Source organism: Methylobacterium longum, from assembly GCF_022179385.1.
In the GTDB taxonomy this organism is placed as follows: domain Bacteria; phylum Pseudomonadota; class Alphaproteobacteria; order Rhizobiales; family Beijerinckiaceae; genus Methylobacterium; species Methylobacterium longum.
Genome location: NZ_BPQS01000124.1, coordinates 1 through 1,494, shown reverse-complemented (window position 1 = coordinate 1,494; position 1,494 = coordinate 1). Strand labels below are relative to the sequence as shown.

Below are 1,494 nucleotides of genomic sequence, written 5' to 3'. Positions count from 1 at the left end.
GACGGCGGCGTTCTAGCGGGATCGCTTCGCCAACGTATGATCGTAGAGGCTGATCGATGCGCCACGCTCCGGTGCGCCCCGCCGCTTCGATGACGAGGCCGTCGCGCGTCTCGTCACCCTTTTTTGGAAATGGCGCCGGTTGGATCGCGGCGATAACAAATAACAGCGCCGAGTATCAATATGTCAATAACAGCACATTGCCCTTCGCCGCTCATCATCACAGCCCGATGTCGGCCTTTGCAAATTGCTATTGTAACGGCTACCGTTGGAAGTCCAGACTCGAAACTGCGGCGCTTACCAGCTAAATTTTTTCCGCCTTAGCCTTTGATGCCGCTTACTGCAATTATCGGTTCTTTGAGGTGAGCAATGCCAAGTATTGATCGGACCAAGCTGGTTCGTACGTTTAGTGAAGAGTTTGATCTTCCTCTTGCGTGGTGGTCCGATGAGCGTCAGCCTCCGCGAAGCAAAATCTGGCGAACAGGGTACGAGCACTCCCGCTGGCCGAGTGTCGACACGATATCCAGCCGGTATTTGGGAAGTGAGACGCAAGTCTATATCGATCCGACGTTTCGCGATCTCGGTATCGATCCGTTCTCGGTGGCAAATGATAAGCTAACCATTACAGCACGATTGCTGACTTCGGATGAAAGCAAGAAGCTCGACGGTAGAAAATTTTCATCTGGCCTTATTTCCAGTGCGCAGGTTTTCGAACAAGTCTACGGATATTTCGAGTGTCGAGCAAAGCTGCCGGCGAATACCGGATTTTTCCCAGCTTTCTGGCTTTATACATTTAGCGGACAGACGGAAATTGATGTAATGGAGTGTCTTACCGGCAGCCCGCGGGTGCTCTACAATGGTGCAATTCAGAAAAATATAAGTGGCAACAGCAGAAAATGGAACCAAATTTCGAAAGCTGAGGCTAGCCCCGGACCCGATTTATCCGCCGACTTTCACTCGTTTGGCGTTTTATGGACGCCGGCTCGGATTGAATTTTATCTTGATGACATTTTTCAATGGGGTATCGATCATACTCCACCCGGCATACCAAGCGATCCGGGCTTTCACGAACCGATGTTTATGGTGGTCAACCTCGCCGTCGACGGACAATGGAGCACTAGTAAGGGTTTTAAAGCCAATGGGATAGGCCAGATGCTCGTTGAGCACATCAGAGCCTACCAAATAATTACGTAGTCAGCAATTTTCACACAAATCCGACATCATTCATAGATTGTATGATATGAAGGATATTTGACGTTTGTTTATCTCCAGGCTTTGGGGTTTTAGTGATCAGTCGTGCAACCTTCAACCAGGTCGGGATTTGGCGGCCTGGTTTCGCATAGTGCGTCTGCAACTTTTCGGTGGCACCAAATGTGGCAGCAAGTACCTGCGCAAGACGCTAGATCAAGGTTTACGGGCCGCAATGTCGATTCTTCGTATGAGTAACACGCGGACTGGCCTGTGACTGTAGGGCCTGCCGGCTCTGGTATGACGGAT

The 1,494-nt window shown here is 50.5% G+C and carries 1 protein-coding gene; it reads left to right on the top strand.

The features are described from left to right. The first annotated feature begins 366 nt into the window (after positions 1-366). Positions 367-1,191, top strand: a complete 825-nt coding sequence (locus MFF58_RS31605) for a glycoside hydrolase family 16 protein (protein ID WP_238294267.1) — start codon at positions 367-369, stop codon at positions 1,189-1,191. The last annotated feature ends 303 nt before the right edge of the window (positions 1,192-1,494 follow it).

Bases quoted from the DNA above. Each gene is read 5' to 3' on its own strand.
- MFF58_RS31605 (WP_238294267.1), top strand. From the start codon at position 367: ATGCCAAGTATTGATCGGACCAAGCTGGTTCGTACGTTTAGTGAAGAG.